Source organism: Geodermatophilus sp. URMC 60 (genome assembly GCF_053502585.1).
Genome location: NZ_CP199958.1, coordinates 3,027,057 through 3,045,012 on the forward strand (window position 1 = coordinate 3,027,057; position 17,956 = coordinate 3,045,012).

Consider the following 17,956-nt stretch of genomic DNA (forward strand, 5'->3'; position numbering starts at 1 on the left):
TGAGGTCGACGATGCAGGAGCGCTTGCCGTCGGGGTCGGCGAGGACGACGAGGTCCGGGTCGTCCCGATGGCCGTCCAGTCTACCCGCTCGGCGCCGAGCGCCCCCAGGCGCGCGGTCTCGGCCTCCTGCTCGGCGGCGTCGGCGGCGTGCAGGTCCAGGTGCACCCGCGGGTGGTCCTGCGGCGGCGTCTCGCTCCGCTGCAGCGCTGGACGTCCGCGACGCCCAGGGCCACCACGCCGACCGTCAGCACGGCCGGGAGTCCGGCAGGTCAGCCGGGCTTCGCGCAGACGAGGACCAGCGTCCCAGGGACCAGCGCCCCGCGGGCGGGGGACCACTGGCCCCACTCCTGGGTGCGGCCCGTCGTCCACTCCGGCTCGACCAGGTCCTCGAGGACGAGCCCCGCGCCCACGACGGCGCGCACCCAGTCGCCGACGGTGCGGTGGTGCTCGACGTAGACGCTGCGGCCGGCCCCGTCGGTCTCCACGTACGGCGTCCGGTCGAAGTAGGAGGAGACGACCCGCAGGTCCTCGGGGTCGGGGGAGTCGGGCAGCGGCCAGCGGAACGGGTGGTTCACCGAGGCGACGAAGCGCCCGCCGGGCCGCAGCACCCGGGCCACCTCGGCCAGTGCGCCCTCGACGTCGGCGACGAACGGCAGCCCGCCGAACGCCGAGCAGGCCAGGTCCGCGCTCGCCGTCGCCAGGGGCAGCGCCCCGACGTCGGCCTGCAGCAGCGGGACGTCGATGCCGGTGGCGCGGTTGAGCCCGGCGGCCCGGGCCAGCATGCCGGCGGAGAGGTCGAGCGCGACGACGTCGGCCCCCTCGCGGCGCAGCCAGCGCGCGCACGGCGCGGACCCGCAGCCGACCTCGAGCACCCGGCGCCCGGCGACGTCCCCGAGCAGGTGCGCCTCGGACTCGCGCAGCCCCTCGGGGCACCACAGGAAGTCGACGTCCCCCAGGTCTCCGCCGTGCTCGGCGAGGTAGGCCGGCGCCGCGGCGTCCCACCAGCGCCGGTTGGCCCGGACCGACTCCGCCGTCCCCGCCGGCCGGCGGGCGACCCCGCTCGGCGCGGGGTAGCCGTCGTCGGCCAACGGCAGGTCGGGCGGGGGAGCGGCCGGGGTGTCCATGACACGCCGATCGTGACACGCCGCGGGGTCCGGTGAGGGGTCGTACCCAGGTGGACCGGGTGCTCCCGGGCTCCGTACCATGGGAATGCGCCAGAGGTCTGTCAGTGCTGAACCCGCCAGGGGATCGGCGCGCGCCGGCTCTCCCCGCTCCCCGCGGTCACCCGGCCGCGGGTCGTTCTGTCCCTACGCACCCCCCGTCCGGAGCACTCGACCACATGACCTCCACCCAGGTCCGTCCTAACAGCACCCCCCAGGTCGCCGTCAACGACATCGGCACCGCCGAGGACTTCCTCGCGGCGATCGACCAGACGATCAAGTACTTCAACGACGGCGACATCGTCGAAGGCGTCATCGTCAAGGTCGACCGGGACGAGGTGCTGCTGGACATCGGCTACAAGACCGAGGGCGTCATCCCCTCGCGCGAGCTGTCCATCAAGCACGACGTCGACCCCAACGAGGTCGTCAGCGTCGGCGACGAGGTGGAAGCCCTCGTCCTCCAGAAGGAGGACAAGGAAGGCCGCCTGATCCTGTCCAAGAAGCGCGCCCAGTACGAGCGCGCCTGGGGCACGATCGAGGCGAAGAAGGAAGCCGACGAGGTCGTCACCGGCACCGTCATCGAGGTCGTCAAGGGTGGTCTCATCCTCGACATCGGGCTGCGCGGGTTCCTCCCCGCCTCGCTGGTCGAGATGCGCCGCGTCCGCGACCTGCAGCCCTACGTGGGCCGCGAGCTCGAGGCCAAGATCATCGAGCTCGACAAGAACCGCAACAACGTCGTCCTCTCCCGCAGGCAGTGGCTGGAGCAGACCCAGTCCGAGGTCCGCAGCGAGTTCCTCAACAAGCTCGCCAAGGGCCAGGTCCGCACCGGCGTCGTGTCCTCGATCGTCAACTTCGGTGCGTTCGTGGACCTGGGTGGCGTTGACGGTCTGGTGCACGTCTCCGAACTGTCCTGGAAGCACATCGACCACCCCTCCGAGGTCGTCGAGGTCGGCCAGGAGGTCACCGTCGAGGTCCTCGACGTCGACCTGGACCGTGAGCGGGTCTCGCTGTCGCTGAAGGCGACGCAGGAGGACCCGTGGCGCCAGTTCGCCCGGACCCACCAGATCGGCCAGGTCGTGCCCGGCAAGGTCACCAAGCTGGTGCCCTTCGGTGCGTTCGTCCGCGTCGACGAGGGCATCGAGGGTCTGGTGCACATCTCCGAGCTGGCCGAGCGCCACGTGGAGATCCCCGAGCAGGTCGTGCAGGTCGGCGACGAGATCCTGGTCAAGGTCATCGACATCGACCTCGACCGGCGCCGCATCTCGCTGTCGCTCAAGCAGGCCAACGAGGGCGTCATCGGCGACGAGGAGCAGTTCGACCCGGCCGCCTACGGCATGGCCGCCTCGTACGACGAGCAGGGCAACTACATCTACCCCGAGGGCTTCGACCCGGAGACCGGCGAGTGGCTCGAGGGCTACGACGAGGCCCGCGAGACGTGGGAGCGGCAGTACGCCGAGGCCCAGGCCCGCTTCGAGGCGCACCGCAAGCAGATCGCCGACGCCCGCGCGGCCGACGCCGAGGCGGCGGCCGGTGGCAACTACTCGAGCGGCGAGGCCGAGACCGGGGACACCTCCGGCGGCACGCTCGCCAGCGACGAGGCGCTCGCGGCGCTGCGGGCCAAGCTCGCCGGCGGCGAGTGACCCCCGCTCAGCGCGGCTGAGCAGCACCACCTGAGGCCGAGGCCCGGGATCCCGCGGGGTCCCGGGCCTCGGTCGTCCCTCCCATCCCCTGGAGGGACGAGTTGGAGGACCCCCTGCCCCCGCCACCCCCGAGCTCGCGGCGGGACCCTGCAGGGGCCGCGCCGAGCTGGCGGGGCGTGGGGGAAGGGTGGTCCGCTCTCAGAGGCTGAGGATGATCGCGAACGCGGTGCGCGGGCGGCCGCCGGAGTTCGCGAGGAACTGCCAGGTGTGCCGGCCGGCCGGGGCGGTCGCCGACAGCCAGCGCAGGAAGGCGTTCCGCGGGCGGGCGGCGTTGCGCTCCAGCCGCTCGCGGACCATCGGCAGATCCGTGCAGCGCACGCCGGTCGGGCGGTCGAGCCGGTGCCGACCGGGGCCGCGCCGGGTGGCGGCGGGGGTCGACGAAGGGGCGGCGTGCGCGGGACGGGACATGGTCGGTTCTGCCTCTCTGGGCGGGGAAGATCGCCGAGCTGAGAGTTGCCCATGGGGCACGTGTGACTGGAGCGACGCGCCGGGCACGACGGTCGGGTGTTACCCGTCCGTGACCGTCTCCCGGGCGCTGGCTACTGTCCGTGCGTGCTGCGGATCGGGTTGACCGGCGGGATCGGATCGGGCAAGAGCACGGTGGCCGGCCTGCTGGCCGCGCGTGGTGCGCGCATCGTGGACGCCGACCGCATCGCCCGCGAGGTCGTCGAGCCGGGGACGCCGGGCCTGGAGGCCGTCGTCGCGGCTTTCGGGCCCGGGGTGCTGGCTCCCGACGGGGCTCTGGACCGTCCGGCCCTGGCCGCCGTGGTGTTCGCCGACCCCGACGCCCGCCGCCGTCTCGACGGCATCGTGCACCCCCTGGTGCGCGCCCGCGCCGCCGAGCTGGTCGCCGCGACGCCCCCGGACGCCGTGGTGGTGCAGGACGTGCCCCTGCTCGTGGAGACCGGCCAGGCCGGCTCGTACGACCTGGTGCTCGTCGTCGAGGCCGACCCGGGCACCCGCGTGCGGCGGCTGGTGGGCCGGGGGCTGTCCGAGGACGACGCCCGTGCCCGGATCGCGGCCCAGGCCACCGACGAGCAGCGCCGCGCCGTCGCCGACGTCGTGCTGGACAACAGCGGCACCGTCGAGGAGCTCGAGGCGCAGGTCGAGCGCTTCTGGGCCGAACGCGTGGCGCCCGCCCTCGGCTGAGGTCGCGCTCGCCGGGGGCACGCCGAGCCCGAGGTCCCGAGGAACCGCGACGCCGAGCGGGCGCGCGGAGCACCGCCCGCACGTGGGTGGGGCCGGCCGTGCTGTTCGCCGTCCTGGCCGTCCTGCAGTGGCTCGACGACGACGACCTGTGGATCGCGGTCCTCCACACGGCGATGGCCCTCGCGTCCGCGGGCCACGCCTGGCACTCCCGCCGGCAGGCGCGGGAGGCGGCCCGGCGGACGGAGGCCGGGGAAGCCGCGGTCGCGACGTGAGGTCCTGACCACCCCGGTGGACCGATCGGGCGCAGCCTGCCGGCCCGCCCGGCCCGGAGCTGAGGTGTGGAGGTCGCCGCCGAGCGGCCGCCGGCGTCCCGGGACGACGAGAAGCCCGGGTCTGCCGGACCCGGGCCTCTCGTGCTGGTGGGCGATACTGGGTTCGAACCAGTGACCTCTACCGTGTCAAGGTAGCGCTCTACCACTGAGCCAATCGCCCGATCCGGCCTGCCGGCCGGTCCGCTCCACCGATCTCGGCGGTGCCGAGGTGGAGACGGGATTTGAACCCGTGTAGACGGCTTTGCAGGCCGTTGCCTCGCCTCTCGGCCACTCCACCGCACGCGGGCGCCGATCCGAGGACCAGCGCCCGAGGTTCCGAGCGGACGACGGGATTCGAACCCGCGACCCTCACCTTGGCAAGGTGATGCTCTACCAGCTGAGCCACGTCCGCGTTGCTGTGTTGCTGTCGTGCAGGGAGAACCATACCCGACCCCGGGAGGGGGTTCGCAGGGGGTCCCCCTGAGGTCAACGACCCGTCGGGTCGGCCCCGCCGTTGGACAGCAGGGCGGCCAGCTCGCCGTCCACCTCGACCACCGAGGACTCCTCGCCGAACGGGACGACGCCGGCGGTCAGCTGGAGGAAGCCGGCGACCGTGCCGCGGGACACCTCGAAGAGCGCCTCGCCCGAGGGCGCGCGCAGGTGGAGGAAGAGGACGTCGCCCGACGTGCGGGACGGCCACAGCCGCACGTCGCCCTCGCCCGCGGGCTGGTCGAGGCCGGCCTGCAGCAGGTCCCGGCCCACGAGCCAGGAGATGCCGTCCTCCTCGGCGCCGTCGCCGAAGGTGATCCGCACGGCGAACGGGTCGCTCACCTCGTAGCTGAGCAGCGCGGGGACCTCCGTCCACGACTGCGGACCGACCAGGTGCAGCGTCGTCGGGCACGTGTATCCAGGCGTGGCGCGGTTGATCATGACTGGAGCAACGACCTTCCCTGACCGAGGTGACGTCCGGATGATCTCCGGGCGTGTCGCTCCTCTGTGTGCCCGTTCCGGGCACATCTGAACCACGTCGCCTGCCTGTTGCGAAGACCGCGTGTGACGATGGGGCTCGTGAGCGGTCCGGCACGGCACGTCGGGGACGGCCCCGCGGGCGCCGCCCTCCTCCTGCGCATGCGCGGAGGCGACCGGAGCGCCGTGGACGAGCTCTACGACGGCTACAGCCGCCCGGCCTTCGCGCTGGCCCGGCGGATCCTCGCCGACGACGTCCTGGCCGAGGACGTCGTGCAGGACGTGTTCCTCAGCGTCTGGCGCGACCCCGGGGCCTTCGACGCCGCACGGGGCTCCTTCGCCTCCTGGCTGATGGCGATGGTGCACCACAAGGCCGTCGACGCCGTCCGCCGGGAGGAGTCGCACCGCCGTCGGCAGACCAGGGCCGAGGACGACCTCGCCCTCTCGACCCCGACGTCGTCGCGCGACGTGGAGGACGAGGCGTGGAGCCGGGTGGTGTCCGAGCAGGTGCGCGGCGCACTGAGCGCCCTGCCCGGCCCCCAGCGGGAGGCGCTGACCCTCGCCTACTACGGCGGATACACACAGCGGGAGGTCGCGGCGTTGACCAGTACGCCGCTGGGCACGGTGAAGACGCGCATGCTCGCCGGGATGCGCCGGCTCCGCGAGGAGCTCGGCGGCGCGGGCGTCGCTCCGGGCGGCGCCCTCGGCGAGTCCGCGCCGGCCGACGGGACGAGCCGGTGACCGCCGCCGGGGATCCGCGGCGCGGAGGACACGAGGCCTTCGACGAACTCGCCGTCGGCTGGGCGCTGCACGCGCTCGAGCCGGAGGACGAGGAGCGCTTCGCCGCCCACCTGCCGACGTGCCCCCGGTGCCGGCAGACGGTGACCGAGACCACCGACGTCCTGGGCGCCCTGGCCGTCGGCCTGCCGCCGGCCGACCCCCCGGAGCGGCTGCGCGACCGGCTGCACGCCGCGGTGGAGGGGACCGAGCAGCTGCCGCGCCCGGCTCGCGAGGACGAGCGGACGCCACCGCCGGACCCCGCGGCGGCCACGGACGGCCCGGTCCCCGTGTACCGGTTCGAGGTCCGGACCACGCCCGCGGGCGCGCACCGGGCGCCGCTGCCGACGGGCGCGGCGTACCAGCGGTCCCCGTGGCGCCGGGTGCTGCCCAGCGCGCTCGTGGCCGCCGCGGTCGCGGCGATCCTCGCCCTCGGCACGTGGAACGTGGTGCTCAGCTCGGCCCGGGAGGAGGCGCAGGCGACCGCCGCCGAGCAGGCCGAGCTGGTCGACGCGCTGCTGGTCCCCGGCCGGGCGACGATCGCGCCGTTGTCCGCCGACGGCGCGACGGTCGCCACCGTCGTCGCCCGCGACGGCCAGGTGCAGGTGGTCTCCCAGGGCCTGGCGCCCAACGACGTCCAGGAGCAGACGTACGTGGTGTGGGGGACCGGTGCCGGCGCGCCCGCCTCGCTGGGCACCTTCGACGTCACGTCCCCGCAACCGGCCCTGTGGACCGTAGGCTCGGGGTCGCCTGGGCTGGACGCCTACACCGGCTACGCGGTGAGCCTCGAGCCCGGCCGCTCGGCTCCACCGGAGCCCGGTGACGTCGTCGCGTCGGGGGAGGTGCCCAGCTGAACGGTCCGGAGACGGTGGCCTCCTCCGGCACCGGGCAGCAGCCGGTGGTCCCCGCGGCCGGTGCGCGGCGGGCCCACCCGGCCGAGGACGGCCACCGCAGCCTGCGGGAGCGCGTGGCGGGCACGCACTGGCGGCAGCGCCTGGCCGCCCGCCGTCCCCTCGACCACGCCTACCGCCTCGTCGTCGGCGCCGTCGGAGCAGTCGTCGTGGCCTTCGGGCTGGTCACCATCCCGCTGCCCGGACCCGGCTGGCTCACCGTCATCGCCGGGTTGTTCCTGCTGGCCACCGAGTTCACCTGGGCCGAGCGGCTGCTGGACTTCACCCGCCGGCACGTCCGGGCGTGGACCGAGTGGCTCGGCCGGCAGCGGGCGTGGGTCCGGGTCGCCGTCGCGCTGGCCACCGCCGCCTTCGTCTACGGCGTCCTGGTGGTCGTGCTGCACGTCATGGGGGTCCCGGACTGGGTGCCGGGGTGGGTCCCACTCTGGCGCTGAGCGTCTGGCAGAATGGCTGACGCAGGGGCGATTGGCTCAGTGGTAGAGCGCTTCGTTCACACCGAAGAGGTCACTGGTTCGAACCCAGTATCGCCCACCCGCACGGGAGGCCCGGGTCCGTCGGACCCGGGCCTCCCGTCGTCCGGGGGTCAGGCGGTCCCCGTGGCGCGACACCGCGCCGGGCTCCGCGCCCCGCTCCCAGAGGTCGCTGCGGTGCTCACCCGGCTGTCGCGGCGGCCGGTCCGTAGGTGAGGTGGACCACCCCGTTGCTCAGGCCCTCCGCGCCCAGCAGCGCGAGCTTCTGCGCGCTGCCCTCGGGGAACAGCCGGATGCCGGTGCCGACGGCGACCGGGTAGACGTAGAGGTGCAGCTCGTCGACCAGGCCGTCGGCCAGCAGGGCCCGCACCAGCGTGGCGCTGCCGCTGGCGTAGAGATCGCCCTGCTCCTTGAGCTCGCGGATCCGGTCGGCGTCGTAGCCGCCGACCACGGTGGAGTTGCGCCACACCGACTCGGCGTCGGTGAGGGTCGAGGAGACGACGTACTTGGGGGTGTCGTTGAAGAACGGCGCCCCCTCGTCGTCCTCGGCGGTCCGCGTCGACCAGGCCGGCGCGAACATCTCGAAGGTGGTGCGGCCCAGCAGGATGCCCTTCGCCGGGGCCGTGAGCGCCCCGATGGAGGCGGCCAGGTCGTCGGGGAACCCGTAGTCCATCGTCCACATCGGTGCGTCCACGACCCCGTCGACGGTGGTGAACTCGTGCACCCTGATCGCGCCCATGTGTGCTCCTCCGTGTGTGCTGCGGCCCGGTCGCGGCGGGTGCCGCGCGGGCCGGTGGTCGGCGTCGTCCAGGGAGACCCTGGCCGATCCGGGTTCTCATCGGTGGGCAGCGCGCCGCCCTGGCACGATGCGGCGGTTCCCGACGAGCCCGGTCCCGTCGTCCCGCCGGCACCCGGGTGGCCCGGCCCGGACCTGCTCACCCTGCGCGCGGTGGTCGAACTGGACCTCGCCCTCGACACCGACGTGACCGTCGACGCGGGGTACGGCTGGTACGCGCACCCGCCGGGGACCGGCCCGGGTCGCCAGGCGTTCCGGCGGGCGGTGCGGCGCCGGCGGGAGAGCGCCCGGGCGGCGCTGCTGCCACCCGCCCGGCCCCGGGTGGCCGGACGGCGGTGCCGCGGCTGACGCCGTCCCGGCACGGAACGCGGGAGCGGGGGACCATGGGGACGATGTCCCGCCGCCGGCCGACCGCCCCGCCCGCGCCGGTCCGCCTGCGCCAGCCCGGACGCGCCGAACGCCTGACCGAGGTGCTCGAGCGGGACGGCGACACCTGCATCTGGTGCGGCCGGGTCCTCGGCGGCCTGGTCCCGCCGACCACCGAGCACGTCGTCCCGCGGCTGAAGGGCGGGCCGTCGTGGCTGGCCAACGAGGTCGCCGCCTGCCGCCGGTGCAACGCCGAGCGCGGCCACCGGGCGCCGGTGGACTGGCTCGAGGAGTGCGAGCGGCGCGGCTGGCGGCCCGACGCCGACCGGCTGGCCCGGGCGCTGGACGCCCTGCAGGCGGCCATCGACCGCGAGGGCGGCCAGCGCCGGGCGCGGCCCTACCTCGACGCGCAGCGGCGCCGGCTGCGCCGCCGGCCGCCCCCCTCCGGCGATGGACGTACGGTCGCCTCGTGACCGTTGCGGGCAGCGTCGTGCAGCTGAGCGTCTACCCGGTGAAGAGCCTCGCCGGTCGGACCGTCGAGGAGGCCCGGGTGGGTCCGGCGGGCCTGGTCGGCGACCGCGCGTGGACCGTCGTCGACGCCTCGACGGGGGAGCGGGTGACGGTCAAGAGCACCCCGCAGATGGCCGAGGTCGTCGCCACGGGGGACGACGAGGCCGACACGATCACGCTGACCGAGGTGCTGGGCCGGCCGGTGCGCCTGCAGCGCTCCGGGCAGCCGCAGGTGGACGCCGCCGCGGTGCACCTGGTCAGCCGCGGGGCGATCGCGCGCGCCGACGCCGGCGACGTCCCCGAGGGGTGCTCGGCCGACGACCCGCGCGCCAACCTGCTGGTCGACCTGCCCGAGGGCGAGGACGAGCGGTCCTGGGTCGGGCGCACGGTGCGCGTCGGCGAGGTCGAGGTCGCCGTCACCCGCACGCCCAAGCACTGCCTCGGCGTCTACGCGGAGGTGCGGCGGCCGGGCACGGTCCGGGTGGGCGACCGCGTCGAGGTGCTGCCCGGCTGAGCCGCCGGACGGCGTCCCGGGGTGACGCGCGCCGCGCACTAGGCTCGGTGTCCTCCCCCGCCCACGCCATCGTCAACCCCGCAGGAGCTCCCGTGCCAGCCGCGCCCACCCTCGCCGCCACCGCCCCGATCCGGGTGCCGGCCGGGACGACGGCCCAGGACGCGCTGAAGGCTGCCGGCACCCCGCTCAAGGGCCCCGACGGCGCGGTCGTCGTCCGGGACCTCGCGACCGGCGACCTCAAGGACCTCGCCTGGGCTCCCGAGGCCGACGCCGCGGTCGAGCCGGTGCCCGCGGCCAGCCCCGAGGGCCGCTCGGTGATCCGGCACTCGGCCGCGCACGTGCTCGCGCAGGCGGTGCAGGACCTCTTCCCGGGCACCCGGCTGGGCATCGGCCCGCCGGTGGAGAACGGCTTCTACTACGACTTCGCCCCCGAGCGGCCCTTCACGCCCGAGGACCTCAAGGCCCTCGAGAAGCGGATGCAGGAGATCGTCAAGGCCGGGCAGTACTTCTCCCGCCGCGAGATCAGCGACGCCGACGCGCAGGCCGAGCTCGCCCACGAGCCGTTCAAGCTCGAGCTGATCGGCCTGAAGGGTGGCGCCGGCGAGGCAGCGGAGGGCGCTGACGTCGAGGTCGGCGGCGCGCAGCTGACCATGTACGACAACCGGGACGCCCGCACCGGCGACCTGGTGTGGACCGACCTGTGCCGCGGCCCGCACCTGCCGCGCACCAGCAACATCCCGGCGTTCAGCCTCACCCGCAGCGCGGCCGCCTACTGGCGGGGCAGCGAGAAGAATCCCCAGCTGCAGCGCATCTACGGCACCGCCTGGGAGAGCAGGGACGCGCACAAGGCCTACCTCGAGCACCTCGCCGAGGCCGAGCGCCGCGACCACCGCCGGCTCGGCGTCGAGCTCGACCTGTTCAGCTTCCCCGACGAGATCGGCTCCGGCCTGGCCGTGTTCCACCCCAAGGGCGGTGTGGTCAAGCGGGAGATGGAGGACTACGTCCGCGCCCGCCACATCGAGGAGGGCTTCGACTACGTCGGTAGCCCGCACATCAGCAAGGGCGGGCTGTTCGAGACCTCGGGCCACCTGCCCTACTACGCCGACACCATGTTCCCGCCCATGGAACTGGAGAACAGCGAGTACTACCTCAAGGCCATGAACTGCCCGATGCACAACCTGATCTTCAGGTCGCGCGGGCGGTCCTACCGCGAGCTGCCGCTGCGCTTCTTCGAGTTCGGCTCGGTGTACCGGTACGAGAAGTCCGGGGTCGTGCACGGCCTCACCCGCGTGCGCGGGCTCACCCAGGACGACTCGCACAGCTACGTCACCCCGGAGCAGGCGCCCGGCGAGATCCGGCACCTGCTGGCCTTCGTCCTCGGCCTGCTGCGCGACTTCGGCCTCGACGACTACCACCTGGAGCTCTCGACGCGGGGTGACGACCCGGCGAAGCAGGGCAAGTTCATCGGGTCGGACGAGGAGTGGGCCGTCGCGACCGCCGTCCTCGAGGAGGCGGCGAAGGAGACGGGGCTCGAACTCGTCCCCGACCCGGGTGGCGCGGCGTTCTACGGTCCGAAGATCTCCGTCCAGGCGCGGGACGCCATCGGCCGGACCTGGCAGATGTCGACCATCCAGTACGACTTCAACCAGCCCGCCCGCTTCGGCCTGGAGTACACGTCCGCGGACGGCGGCCGGCAGCAGCCGGTGATGATCCACTCGGCGAAGTTCGGGTCGATCGAGCGCTTCTTCGGCGTCCTCACCGAGCACTACGCCGGCGCCTTCCCGGCCTGGCTGGCCCCGGTCCAGGTGGTCGGCATCCCGGTCACCGACGAGCAGGTGCCCTACCTGACCGACGTCGCGCTCGAGCTCAGGGCGCGCGGCATCCGGGTGGAGGTCGACGACTCCGACGACCGGATGCAGAAGAAGATCCGCACCGCCAGCAAGCAGAAGGTGCCATTCGTGCTCATCGCCGGGGCGACCGACGCCGAGGCCGGCGCGGTCTCCTTCCGCTTCCGCGACGGCAGCCAGCACAACGGCGTGCCCGTCGAGCAGGCGGTGGCCGCGATCGCCGGGTGGGTCGCCGGCCGGGCGAACGCCGACCCGACCGCCGAGGCGCTGGTGGCCGGATGAGCGCGGCAGCGGGCGGGTCGATGGGCACCGAGGCCGTCCGGGTCGCCGTCTCCAGCGACGACGGCGGTCCGGCGACGGTCTTCGAGCACCTGTGGACGCCGTACCGCATGGCCTACATCCGCGGCGAGGGCAAACCCACCGGCGCCCACGACTGCCCGTTCTGCCTCATCCCGCAGATGGACGACGAGGAGGGGCTGATCGTCGCGCGCGGCGAGACCGTCTTCGCCGTCCTCAACCTGTACCCGTACAACGCCGGCCACCTGATGCTGGTGCCCTACCGGCACGTGCCGGACTACACCGACCTCACCGCCGCCGAGGTCGCCGAGCTCGGCGCGTTCACCCAGACGGCCATGCGGGTGGTGCGCGCGGTCTCCGGGGCGCACGGGTTCAACATCGGCATGAACCAGGGCTCGGTCGCCGGCGCCGGGATCGCCGACCACCTGCACCAGCACGCGGTCCCGCGCTGGGGCGGGGACACCAACTTCATGCCGGTCATCGGGCTGACCCGCGTCCTGCCGCAGGTGCTCCGCGAGACGCGGACGCTGCTCGCGCAGAACTGGCCGGACGGCCGGCCGGCGCCGGAGGCCTGACGTGCTCGGCGCCAACGCCCGCGCCGCCGTGGGCCGCCTCTGGGCACCGGTCGTGGCCCGACTGGCCCGGGCCGGGGTCACCCCGGACACGGTCACGCTGGTCGGCACGCTCGGGGCGATCGCCGGCGCGGTCGGGCTGATCGCGACCGGGCACCTGTTCTGGGGCGCGTTCACCGTGACCGTCTTCGTGCTGCTCGACATGCTCGACGGCGCCCTGGCGCGCGCCCGCGGCGGCGGCTCGGTGTTCGGCGCGGTGCTCGACTCCACCGGCGACCGTGCCGCCGACGCCGCCATCTTCGGCGCGCTGGTCTGGTGGTTCTCCGGGGCCGGCGACAACCGGCTCATCGTGCTGCTGGCGCTGCTGTGCCTGGTCCTCGGCGTGCTCACCTCATACGTGAAGGCCCGCGCCGAGGGCTTGGGGCTGACCTGCGACGTCGGCATCGTGGAGCGCACCGAGCGGCTGATCCTCGTGCTGGTCGGCACCGGCTTCCTGGGCCTGGGCATCCCGTACGCCCTGCACGTGGCCCTGTGGGTGCTGACCGTGGGCAGCGCGGTCACCGTGGGGCAGCGGTTCGCCGAGGTCCACCGGCAGGCCCGAGGCCGCGCGCTGCCGACCCCGCCGCCGTCCCCGTCCACCCCGCCCCCCTCGGGGCTGCGGCCGTGACCGACGCGCCCGAGCCCGACGCCGCGCCGGCCGGGTCGGCGGGGACGGGGTCGGGTGAGACGGCGACCGGGTTGCGGCTGGTGCCGGGTCGGCCGGGGCTGCGGGCCGGGGCCACGGCGCAGCTGACCGACCTCGGCTACGCCGCCGGCTGGAGCGCGGTCAAGGCGCTGCCCGAGCCGGTGGCCCGCGGCGCCTTCGACGCCGCCGGCCGCTGGGCCGCCGCGCGCGAGGGCCGCGGAGTGCGGCAGCTGCGCGCCAACCTCCGCGTCGCGACCGGGGACCGGCTCGGCGAGGCCGCGCTCGCCGAGCTGACCACGCGGGCGATGCGCTCCTACGCCCGCTACTGGCAGGAGGCGTTCCGGCTGCCACGGCTGTCCCGGGAGCGGATCGTGGCCGACACCGTGAGCTCCGGCGTCGAGCACATGGAGCGGGCCCGGGCCGACGGCCGCGGCGTGGTCTTCGCGCTGCCGCACAGCGGCAACTGGGACGCCGCCGGCGTGTGGCTGGTGGACTTCCTGGGCGGGCCCTTCATGACGGTGGCCGAGCGGCTGCGGCCGGAGTCGCTCTACCGGCGGTTCCTGGAGTTCCGCGAGACGTTGGGCATGCGGGTCGTCCCGCTCACCGGGGGGCCGCGGCCGAGCTCGGCGGTGCTGCGCGAGTGGCTGGACGACGGCGGCTGGGTCTGTCTGCTGGTCGACCGCGACCTGGGCAGCGGCGGCGTGCCGGTCGAGTTCTTCGGCCGCCGGGCGACCATGCCCGGTGGGCCCGCGCTCCTGGCGGCCCGGACCGGCGCTGCGCTGCACCCCGCGATCTGCCGGTTCACCGACCGCGGCTGGGCCTTCGACGTCCGGCCCGAGGTGCCGGTCGACGGACCCGGGCGGCTCCGCGACCGGGTACCCGCCGCGATGCAGGGCGTGGCCGACGCGTTCACCGACTCGATCGCCGAGCGTCCCGAGGACTGGCACGTCCTCGGCCGGATCTGGGACGACGTCCCGCCCGACCCGCCGGCGGGACGCGCTCGGGCGAGCTCGCCGAGCCGGACCGGGGTGGAGCGCCGCTGATGCGCATCGGGCTGGTCTGCCCCTACCAGTGGGACGTCCCCGGCGGGGTGCAGTACCACGTGCGCGACCTCGCCCAGACGTTGCGCGGGCTGGGCCACCACGTCGAGGTGCTCACCCCCGCCGAGCGCGAGGAGTCGCTGCCCGACGAGTACGCGACGTGGGCCGGGCGCGCCGTGCCGGTCCCGTACAACGGCTCGATGGCCAGCCTGCAGCTCGGGCCGGTCAGCGCCACCCGGGTGCGCCGCTGGCTGCGCGAGGGTCACTTCGACGTCGTCCACGTGCACGAGCCCGCGACGCCCTCGGTCTCCCTGGTCGTCTGCATGGTCGCCACCGGCCCCGTCGTGGCCACCTACCACGCCGCCACGACACGCTCCAAGTGGCTGGCTGCCGTGGGTCCTCTCGTCCGGCCGTGGCTGGAGAAGATCGCCGGGCGGATCGCGGTGTCGGACTTCGCCCGCCGGGTGCAGGTCGAGCACCTCGGCGGCGACGCGGTGATCATCCCCAACGGTGTGCACGTCGGGGCGTTTGCCGAGGGGCCCTCGCTGCCCGGCCACACCCGCGGCGTCGACGGGCCGACGATCGGCTTCCTCGGCCGCTACGACGAGCCGCGCAAGGGTCTCCCGGTGCTGCTGGAAGCCATGCGCACCGTCGTCCGGCGGCACCCCGGCGCCCAGCTGCTCATCGCCGGCCGCGGCGACCCCGACGCCGTCCGGGACCTGCTCGGCGAGGACCTCGCCCCCCACGTCTCGCTGCTCGGCGAGCTCACCGAGGCGGAGAAGGCGGCGTTCCTGCGGTCGGTCGACGTGTACTGCGCGCCCAACCTGCTGGGGGAGTCCTTCGGCATCGTGCTCATCGAGGCACTGGCAGCCGGGGCGCCGATCATCGCCAGCGACCTCGACGCGTTCGCCGCGGTGCTCGGGGACGGCGCCGCCGGCGTGCTCGTGCGCCGCGGCGACGCCCGCGACCTCGCCCGTGCCCTCTCCGACCTGCTCGCCGACCCCGAGCGCCGGGCGCGGCTGTCCGCGACCGGCCGCCGGGTGGCCGCCGAGTACGACTGGTCGGTGGTGGCGCGCCGGGTGCTCGCCGTCTACGAGACCGTCGTCCTGCCCGGCAGCGGCGAGGTCACCGCGTCCGACGACGACGCCCGGCTGGGCGACCTCGCCACCCTCCCGGGGAACGGACCGGCCCGGTCGGCCCTGCGGCGGTGGGTGCAGCGCTAGCCTGACCCGTCGTGACCCCCGACGTCTGGCTGCTGCTCACCGCCGCCGTCGTCCTGCTGCTGGCCGCCTGGGTGGCGTGGACGCACACCCGGTTGCGCCGCCTGGAGGCCCGGGTCGCGCGGGCCTGGAGGGCCCTGGACACGCAGCTGACCCGGCGCGCGGCCCTCGCCGCCGAGCTCGCCGGCGAGCACGCGGACGCGGTGGGGGAGGAGCGGGCCGCCCGGCTGGCGGCGTGCGTCCGGGATGTTCGCGCGCCGCGGGCCGGCGACCGCGAGCTCGCGGAGAACGCGCTGGGCCGTGAGCTGCGCGAGCTGCCCGCCGACCTGCCCGGCGTGCCGACGGCGCTGCGGGCCGACCTCGACGGGACGGCGACCCGGATCGGCCTGGCACGGCGCTTCTACAACGACGCCGTGCGGGACACCGCCGCGTTGCGCACCCGCCGGCTGCCCAGCCTGCTGCGGCTGCACGCCTCCCGGCCGCTACCCCGGTTCTTCGACATCGAGGACGACCTGCGTGAGGTCACCGGCAGCGCCGCCGGGGGCAGCCGGGCGCGCCCGTAGCATCGGGGCACCCTCCCGACGTCCGAGACCGAGGCAGTTCCCGTGGCAGAGCACAGCGCGACCGACCCCAGCACCACCGGCACCGAGGCCGTCAAGCGCGGCATGGCCGAGCAGCTGAAGGGCGGCGTCATCATGGACGTCGTCACCCCCGAGCAGGCCCGCATCGCCGAGGACGCCGGCGCGGTAGCCGTCATGGCCCTCGAGCGGGTGCCGGCCGACATCCGCGCCCAGGGCGGCATCGCGCGGATGAGCGACCCGGACGTGGTCCAGCGCATCATCGACGCGGTCTCCGTCCCGGTCATGGCCAAGGCGCGCATCGGCCACTTCGTCGAGGCGCAGGTGCTGCAGAGCCTCGGGGTCGACTACGTCGACGAGTCCGAGGTCCTCACCCCGGCCGACGAGGCGCACCACATCGTCAAGAGCGAGTTCACCGTGCCGTTCGTCTGCGGCGCCACCGACCTGGGTGAGGCGCTGCGGCGGATCGCCGAGGGCGCGGCGATGATCCGGTCCAAGGGCGAGGCCGGCACCGGCAACGTGGTCGAGGCCGTGCGGCACGTGCGGGCCATCCGCGCCGGCATCAGGCGGCTGGGCACCCTCGACGCGACCGAGCTGTTCGTCGCGGCGAAGGAGCTGCGCGCCCCGTACGACCTGGTCGCCGAGGTCGCCCGGCTGGGCGAGCTGCCCGTCGTGCTCTTCACCGCCGGCGGCATCGCCACCCCCGCGGACGCTGCGATGATGATGCAGCTGGGCGCCGAGGGCGTCTTCGTCGGCTCGGGCATCTTCAAGTCCGGCGACCCGGCGCAGCGGGCCGCGGCGATCGTGCAGGCGACCACCTTCCACGACGACCCCGGCGTGATCGCCAAGGTCTCCCGCGGTCTCGGCGAGCCGATGGTCGGCATCGACGTCGCCACGCTGCCGGAGGGGGAGCGGTACGCCACCCGCGGGTGGTGAGTCCGTGACGGCGCGGCGGGTCGACGTCGAGGGCGCCCGCGCGTCCGCCGGTCCGGAGCGGGAGGCCGCGCCGGGACGGCGGATCCGTGGTCTCGACGTTGCCCGCGGGCTCGCCGTCCTGGGCATGTTCGGCGCGCACCTGGGCGACACCGGCGAACTGGGCTGGGACCCGGCCACCTGGCGGGCGCTGGTCGACGGGCGGTCGTCGATCCTGTTCGCCACGCTGGCCGGCGTCTCCATCGCGCTGATCTCCGGCGGCCGCACGCCGGCCACCGGGCCGGAGCTCGCCCGGGCCCGCACCCGCGTCCTGGTCCGCGCCGCGTGGGTGTTCGCGATCGGCGGCGTCCTGGAGCTGCTCGACACCTTCGTGGCGATCATCCTGGGCGTCTACGCGGTGCTCTTCGTCCTCGCGCTGCCCTTCCTGCGCTGGCCGCCCGCGCGGCTGCTGCTCGCCGCCGGCGTCGTCGCCCTGGCCGCGCCGCCGCTCACCCTCGTGGTCGGGCGGTACGCCACCGGGCTGGACGAGGAGGGCAGCGCCTTCACGTTCCTGCTGTTCACCGGCTACTACCCGGCGGCGGTCTGGGCGGCCTTCGTGCTCGTCGGGCTCGCGGTCGGCCGGCTGGACCTGGGGACGGCCCGGGTGCGCGGCGGCCTGGTCGCGGGTGGGGCGGCCGCGGCGGCGCTGGGCTACCTCGGCGGCTGGCTGAGCACCCGGGCGCTCGCGCCGGGGCAGGACCTGGCCGGGATCGAGGCCGGCTTCGGCTCCTCCGGCGAGTGGGACCCGGCCTGGTTCGCCGGCGCCGAGCCGCACAGCTCGACGCCGTTCGAGGTGCTGGGCTCCGGCGGGGTCGCGGTCGCCGTCATCGGGGTGTGCCTCGTGGTCGCCGACCTGCTGCCGCGGCCGACGTACCCGCTCGCGTCCGTGGGCGCGCTGGCGCTGTCGGTCTACACCGCGCAGATCGTCGCCATCCGGGTGCTCGAGGTCGACAACTCCGACGACTGGGGCAGCTGGGTGCGTTTCACCCTCACCGCCCTGGTGCTGGCGTCGGTGTGGCGGTGGCGGCTGGGTCGCGGTCCGCTGGAGCGGCTGCTGACCTGGAGCTCGCGGCGGGCGGCCGGGCCCTGAGCCGGGGTACGTAGCCTGGTCCCCC

The 17,956-nt window shown here is 74.9% G+C and carries 21 protein-coding genes, 4 tRNA genes and 1 pseudogene; 18 read left to right on the plus strand and 8 right to left on the minus strand.

All coding sequences use genetic code 11. The annotated features are described in order from the left end of the window. Window positions 1–84: 84 nt before the first annotated feature. A pseudogene (locus tag ACWIX3_RS14370) lies at window positions 85–369 on the minus strand (VOC family protein); the annotation flags it as partial. Next, window positions 270–1,124 (minus strand): class I SAM-dependent methyltransferase, encoded by an 855-nt coding sequence (locus tag ACWIX3_RS14375; RefSeq protein ID WP_448608033.1) that lies wholly within the window; start codon window positions 1,122–1,124, stop codon window positions 270–272. The pseudogene ACWIX3_RS14370 and the gene ACWIX3_RS14375, both read right to left, overlap by 100 nt. Before the next feature lie 215 nt (window positions 1,125–1,339). Between ACWIX3_RS14375 and rpsA the strand changes: the two genes are divergently transcribed. After that, a complete protein-coding gene (rpsA, locus tag ACWIX3_RS14380; RefSeq protein WP_448608034.1) occupies window positions 1,340–2,800 on the plus strand; it encodes a 30S ribosomal protein S1 in 1,461 nt (486 codons plus the stop codon). Between the two features lie 198 nt (window positions 2,801–2,998). On the opposite strand, the gene ACWIX3_RS14385 is transcribed toward rpsA, so the two are convergent. Further along, window positions 2,999–3,268: a hypothetical protein gene (locus ACWIX3_RS14385; protein WP_448608035.1), complete on the minus strand. Its 270-nt coding sequence runs from the start codon at window positions 3,266–3,268 to the stop codon at window positions 2,999–3,001. Between the two features lie 144 nt (window positions 3,269–3,412). Between ACWIX3_RS14385 and coaE the strand changes: the two genes are divergently transcribed. Together coaE and ACWIX3_RS14395 are read left to right on the plus strand one after the other, a co-directional pair. After that, window positions 3,413–4,009, plus strand: coding sequence for a dephospho-CoA kinase (gene coaE / locus ACWIX3_RS14390; RefSeq protein WP_448608036.1), 597 nt, complete (start codon window positions 3,413–3,415; stop codon window positions 4,007–4,009). 98 nt (window positions 4,010–4,107) lie between these two features. After that, the gene (locus ACWIX3_RS14395; protein WP_448608037.1) at window positions 4,108–4,281 is read left to right on the plus strand and encodes a hypothetical protein; all 174 of its coding nucleotides are present in this window, start codon (window positions 4,108–4,110) and stop codon (window positions 4,279–4,281) included. 145 nt (window positions 4,282–4,426) lie between these two features. Here the strand turns inward: ACWIX3_RS14395 and ACWIX3_RS14400 are convergent. The 4 genes from ACWIX3_RS14400 to ACWIX3_RS14415 form a co-directional block, all read right to left on the minus strand. Next, window positions 4,427–4,501, minus strand: a tRNA-Val gene (locus tag ACWIX3_RS14400). Window positions 4,502–4,547: 46 nt separating this feature from the next. Further along, window positions 4,548–4,618 (minus strand) — tRNA-Cys (locus tag ACWIX3_RS14405). 41 nt (window positions 4,619–4,659) lie between these two features. Then, window positions 4,660–4,732 (minus strand) — tRNA-Gly (locus tag ACWIX3_RS14410). A 74-nt stretch (window positions 4,733–4,806) separates the two neighbouring features. Beyond that, entirely contained in the window at window positions 4,807–5,250 is a 444-nt protein-coding gene (locus tag ACWIX3_RS14415) for an SsgA family sporulation/cell division regulator (protein ID WP_448608038.1), read from the minus strand. A gap of 129 nt (window positions 5,251–5,379) precedes the next feature. Here ACWIX3_RS14415 and ACWIX3_RS14420 point away from each other — a divergent pair, with 129 nt between their 5' ends. From ACWIX3_RS14420 to ACWIX3_RS14435, 4 genes are all read left to right on the plus strand, one after another. Next, window positions 5,380–6,027, plus strand: coding sequence for a sigma-70 family RNA polymerase sigma factor (locus ACWIX3_RS14420; RefSeq protein WP_448612473.1), 648 nt, complete (start codon window positions 5,380–5,382; stop codon window positions 6,025–6,027). Next, entirely contained in the window at window positions 6,024–6,917 is an 894-nt protein-coding gene (locus ACWIX3_RS14425) for an anti-sigma factor domain-containing protein (protein WP_448608039.1), read from the plus strand. The genes ACWIX3_RS14420 and ACWIX3_RS14425 overlap by 4 nt, the downstream gene beginning before the upstream one ends. Before the next feature lie 14 nt (window positions 6,918–6,931). Then, on the plus strand, window positions 6,932–7,408 hold the full coding sequence (locus ACWIX3_RS14430; protein ID WP_448608040.1) for a TIGR02611 family protein: 477 nt from the start codon (window positions 6,932–6,934) through the stop codon (window positions 7,406–7,408). 25 nt (window positions 7,409–7,433) lie between these two features. Beyond that, a tRNA-Val gene (locus ACWIX3_RS14435) sits at window positions 7,434–7,505 on the plus strand. Window positions 7,506–7,625: 120 nt separating this feature from the next. Here ACWIX3_RS14435 and ACWIX3_RS14440 read toward each other — a convergent pair. Next, a complete protein-coding gene (locus ACWIX3_RS14440) occupies window positions 7,626–8,183 on the minus strand; it encodes a dihydrofolate reductase family protein (protein ID WP_448608041.1) in 558 nt (185 codons plus the stop codon). Between the two features lie 210 nt (window positions 8,184–8,393). Here ACWIX3_RS14440 and ACWIX3_RS14445 point away from each other — a divergent pair, with 210 nt between their 5' ends. The 11 genes from ACWIX3_RS14445 (at window position 8,394) to ACWIX3_RS14495 (ending at window position 17,931) form a co-directional block, all read left to right on the plus strand. Beyond that, window positions 8,394–8,588 carry a hypothetical protein gene (locus ACWIX3_RS14445; protein ID WP_448608042.1) on the plus strand — a complete coding sequence of 65 codons (195 nt, stop codon included), beginning with the start codon at window positions 8,394–8,396 and terminating at the stop codon, window positions 8,586–8,588. A gap of 44 nt (window positions 8,589–8,632) precedes the next feature. Further along, window positions 8,633–9,079, plus strand: a complete 447-nt coding sequence (locus ACWIX3_RS14450; protein ID WP_448608043.1) for an HNH endonuclease — start codon at window positions 8,633–8,635, stop codon at window positions 9,077–9,079. Beyond that, the gene (locus ACWIX3_RS14455; protein ID WP_448608044.1) at window positions 9,076–9,630 is read left to right on the plus strand and encodes an MOSC N-terminal beta barrel domain-containing protein; all 555 of its coding nucleotides are present in this window, start codon (window positions 9,076–9,078) and stop codon (window positions 9,628–9,630) included. Before ACWIX3_RS14450 ends, ACWIX3_RS14455 begins: the two co-directional genes overlap by 4 nt. A gap of 92 nt (window positions 9,631–9,722) precedes the next feature. Continuing rightward, the gene (gene thrS, locus ACWIX3_RS14460) at window positions 9,723–11,759 is read left to right on the plus strand and encodes a threonine--tRNA ligase (protein WP_448608045.1); all 2,037 of its coding nucleotides are present in this window, start codon (window positions 9,723–9,725) and stop codon (window positions 11,757–11,759) included. Further along, complete coding sequence (locus ACWIX3_RS14465) at window positions 11,756–12,349, plus strand: HIT family protein (RefSeq protein WP_448608046.1); 594 nt, start codon at window positions 11,756–11,758, stop codon at window positions 12,347–12,349. Before thrS ends, ACWIX3_RS14465 begins: the two co-directional genes overlap by 4 nt. A 1-nt stretch (window position 12,350) precedes the next feature. Continuing rightward, the gene (pgsA, locus tag ACWIX3_RS14470) at window positions 12,351–13,013 is read left to right on the plus strand and encodes a phosphatidylinositol phosphate synthase (RefSeq protein WP_448608047.1); all 663 of its coding nucleotides are present in this window, start codon (window positions 12,351–12,353) and stop codon (window positions 13,011–13,013) included. After that, window positions 13,010–14,074, plus strand: coding sequence for a phosphatidylinositol mannoside acyltransferase (locus tag ACWIX3_RS14475; RefSeq protein WP_448608048.1), 1,065 nt, complete (start codon window positions 13,010–13,012; stop codon window positions 14,072–14,074). Before pgsA ends, ACWIX3_RS14475 begins: the two co-directional genes overlap by 4 nt. Next, window positions 14,074–15,294 carry a glycosyltransferase family 4 protein gene (locus ACWIX3_RS14480; RefSeq protein WP_448608049.1) on the plus strand — a complete coding sequence of 407 codons (1,221 nt, stop codon included), beginning with the start codon at window positions 14,074–14,076 and terminating at the stop codon, window positions 15,292–15,294. Before ACWIX3_RS14475 ends, ACWIX3_RS14480 begins: the two co-directional genes overlap by 1 nt. Before the next feature lie 11 nt (window positions 15,295–15,305). Next, window positions 15,306–15,854 carry a hypothetical protein gene (locus ACWIX3_RS14485; protein ID WP_448608050.1) on the plus strand — a complete coding sequence of 183 codons (549 nt, stop codon included), beginning with the start codon at window positions 15,306–15,308 and terminating at the stop codon, window positions 15,852–15,854. A gap of 42 nt (window positions 15,855–15,896) precedes the next feature. After that, a complete protein-coding gene (pdxS, locus tag ACWIX3_RS14490; protein WP_448608051.1) occupies window positions 15,897–16,805 on the plus strand; it encodes a pyridoxal 5'-phosphate synthase lyase subunit PdxS in 909 nt (302 codons plus the stop codon). 4 nt (window positions 16,806–16,809) lie between these two features. Beyond that, window positions 16,810–17,931, plus strand: a complete 1,122-nt coding sequence (locus ACWIX3_RS14495; protein WP_448608052.1) for a heparan-alpha-glucosaminide N-acetyltransferase domain-containing protein — start codon at window positions 16,810–16,812, stop codon at window positions 17,929–17,931. Window positions 17,932–17,956: the final 25 nt, after the last annotated feature.

What these genes read in the sequence shown, in the direction of transcription:
- ACWIX3_RS14375 (WP_448608033.1), bottom strand. Translation starts at nt 1,124, where the DNA reads ATGGACACCCCGGCCGCTCCCCCGCCCGACCTGCCGTTGGCCGACGAC.
- rpsA (WP_448608034.1), top strand. Translation starts at nt 1,340, where the DNA reads ATGACCTCCACCCAGGTCCGTCCTAACAGCACCCCCCAGGTCGCCGTC.
- ACWIX3_RS14385 (WP_448608035.1), bottom strand. Translation starts at nt 3,268, where the DNA reads ATGTCCCGTCCCGCGCACGCCGCCCCTTCGTCGACCCCCGCCGCCACC.
- ACWIX3_RS14415 (WP_448608038.1), bottom strand. Translation starts at nt 5,250, where the DNA reads ATGATCAACCGCGCCACGCCTGGATACACGTGCCCGACGACGCTGCAC.
- ACWIX3_RS14420 (WP_448612473.1), top strand. Translation starts at nt 5,380, where the DNA reads ATGGGGCTCGTGAGCGGTCCGGCACGGCACGTCGGGGACGGCCCCGCG.
- ACWIX3_RS14440 (WP_448608041.1), bottom strand. Translation starts at nt 8,183, where the DNA reads ATGGGCGCGATCAGGGTGCACGAGTTCACCACCGTCGACGGGGTCGTG.
- ACWIX3_RS14450 (WP_448608043.1), top strand. Translation starts at nt 8,633, where the DNA reads ATGTCCCGCCGCCGGCCGACCGCCCCGCCCGCGCCGGTCCGCCTGCGC.
- ACWIX3_RS14465 (WP_448608046.1), top strand. Translation starts at nt 11,756, where the DNA reads ATGAGCGCGGCAGCGGGCGGGTCGATGGGCACCGAGGCCGTCCGGGTC.
- ACWIX3_RS14480 (WP_448608049.1), top strand. Translation starts at nt 14,074, where the DNA reads ATGCGCATCGGGCTGGTCTGCCCCTACCAGTGGGACGTCCCCGGCGGG.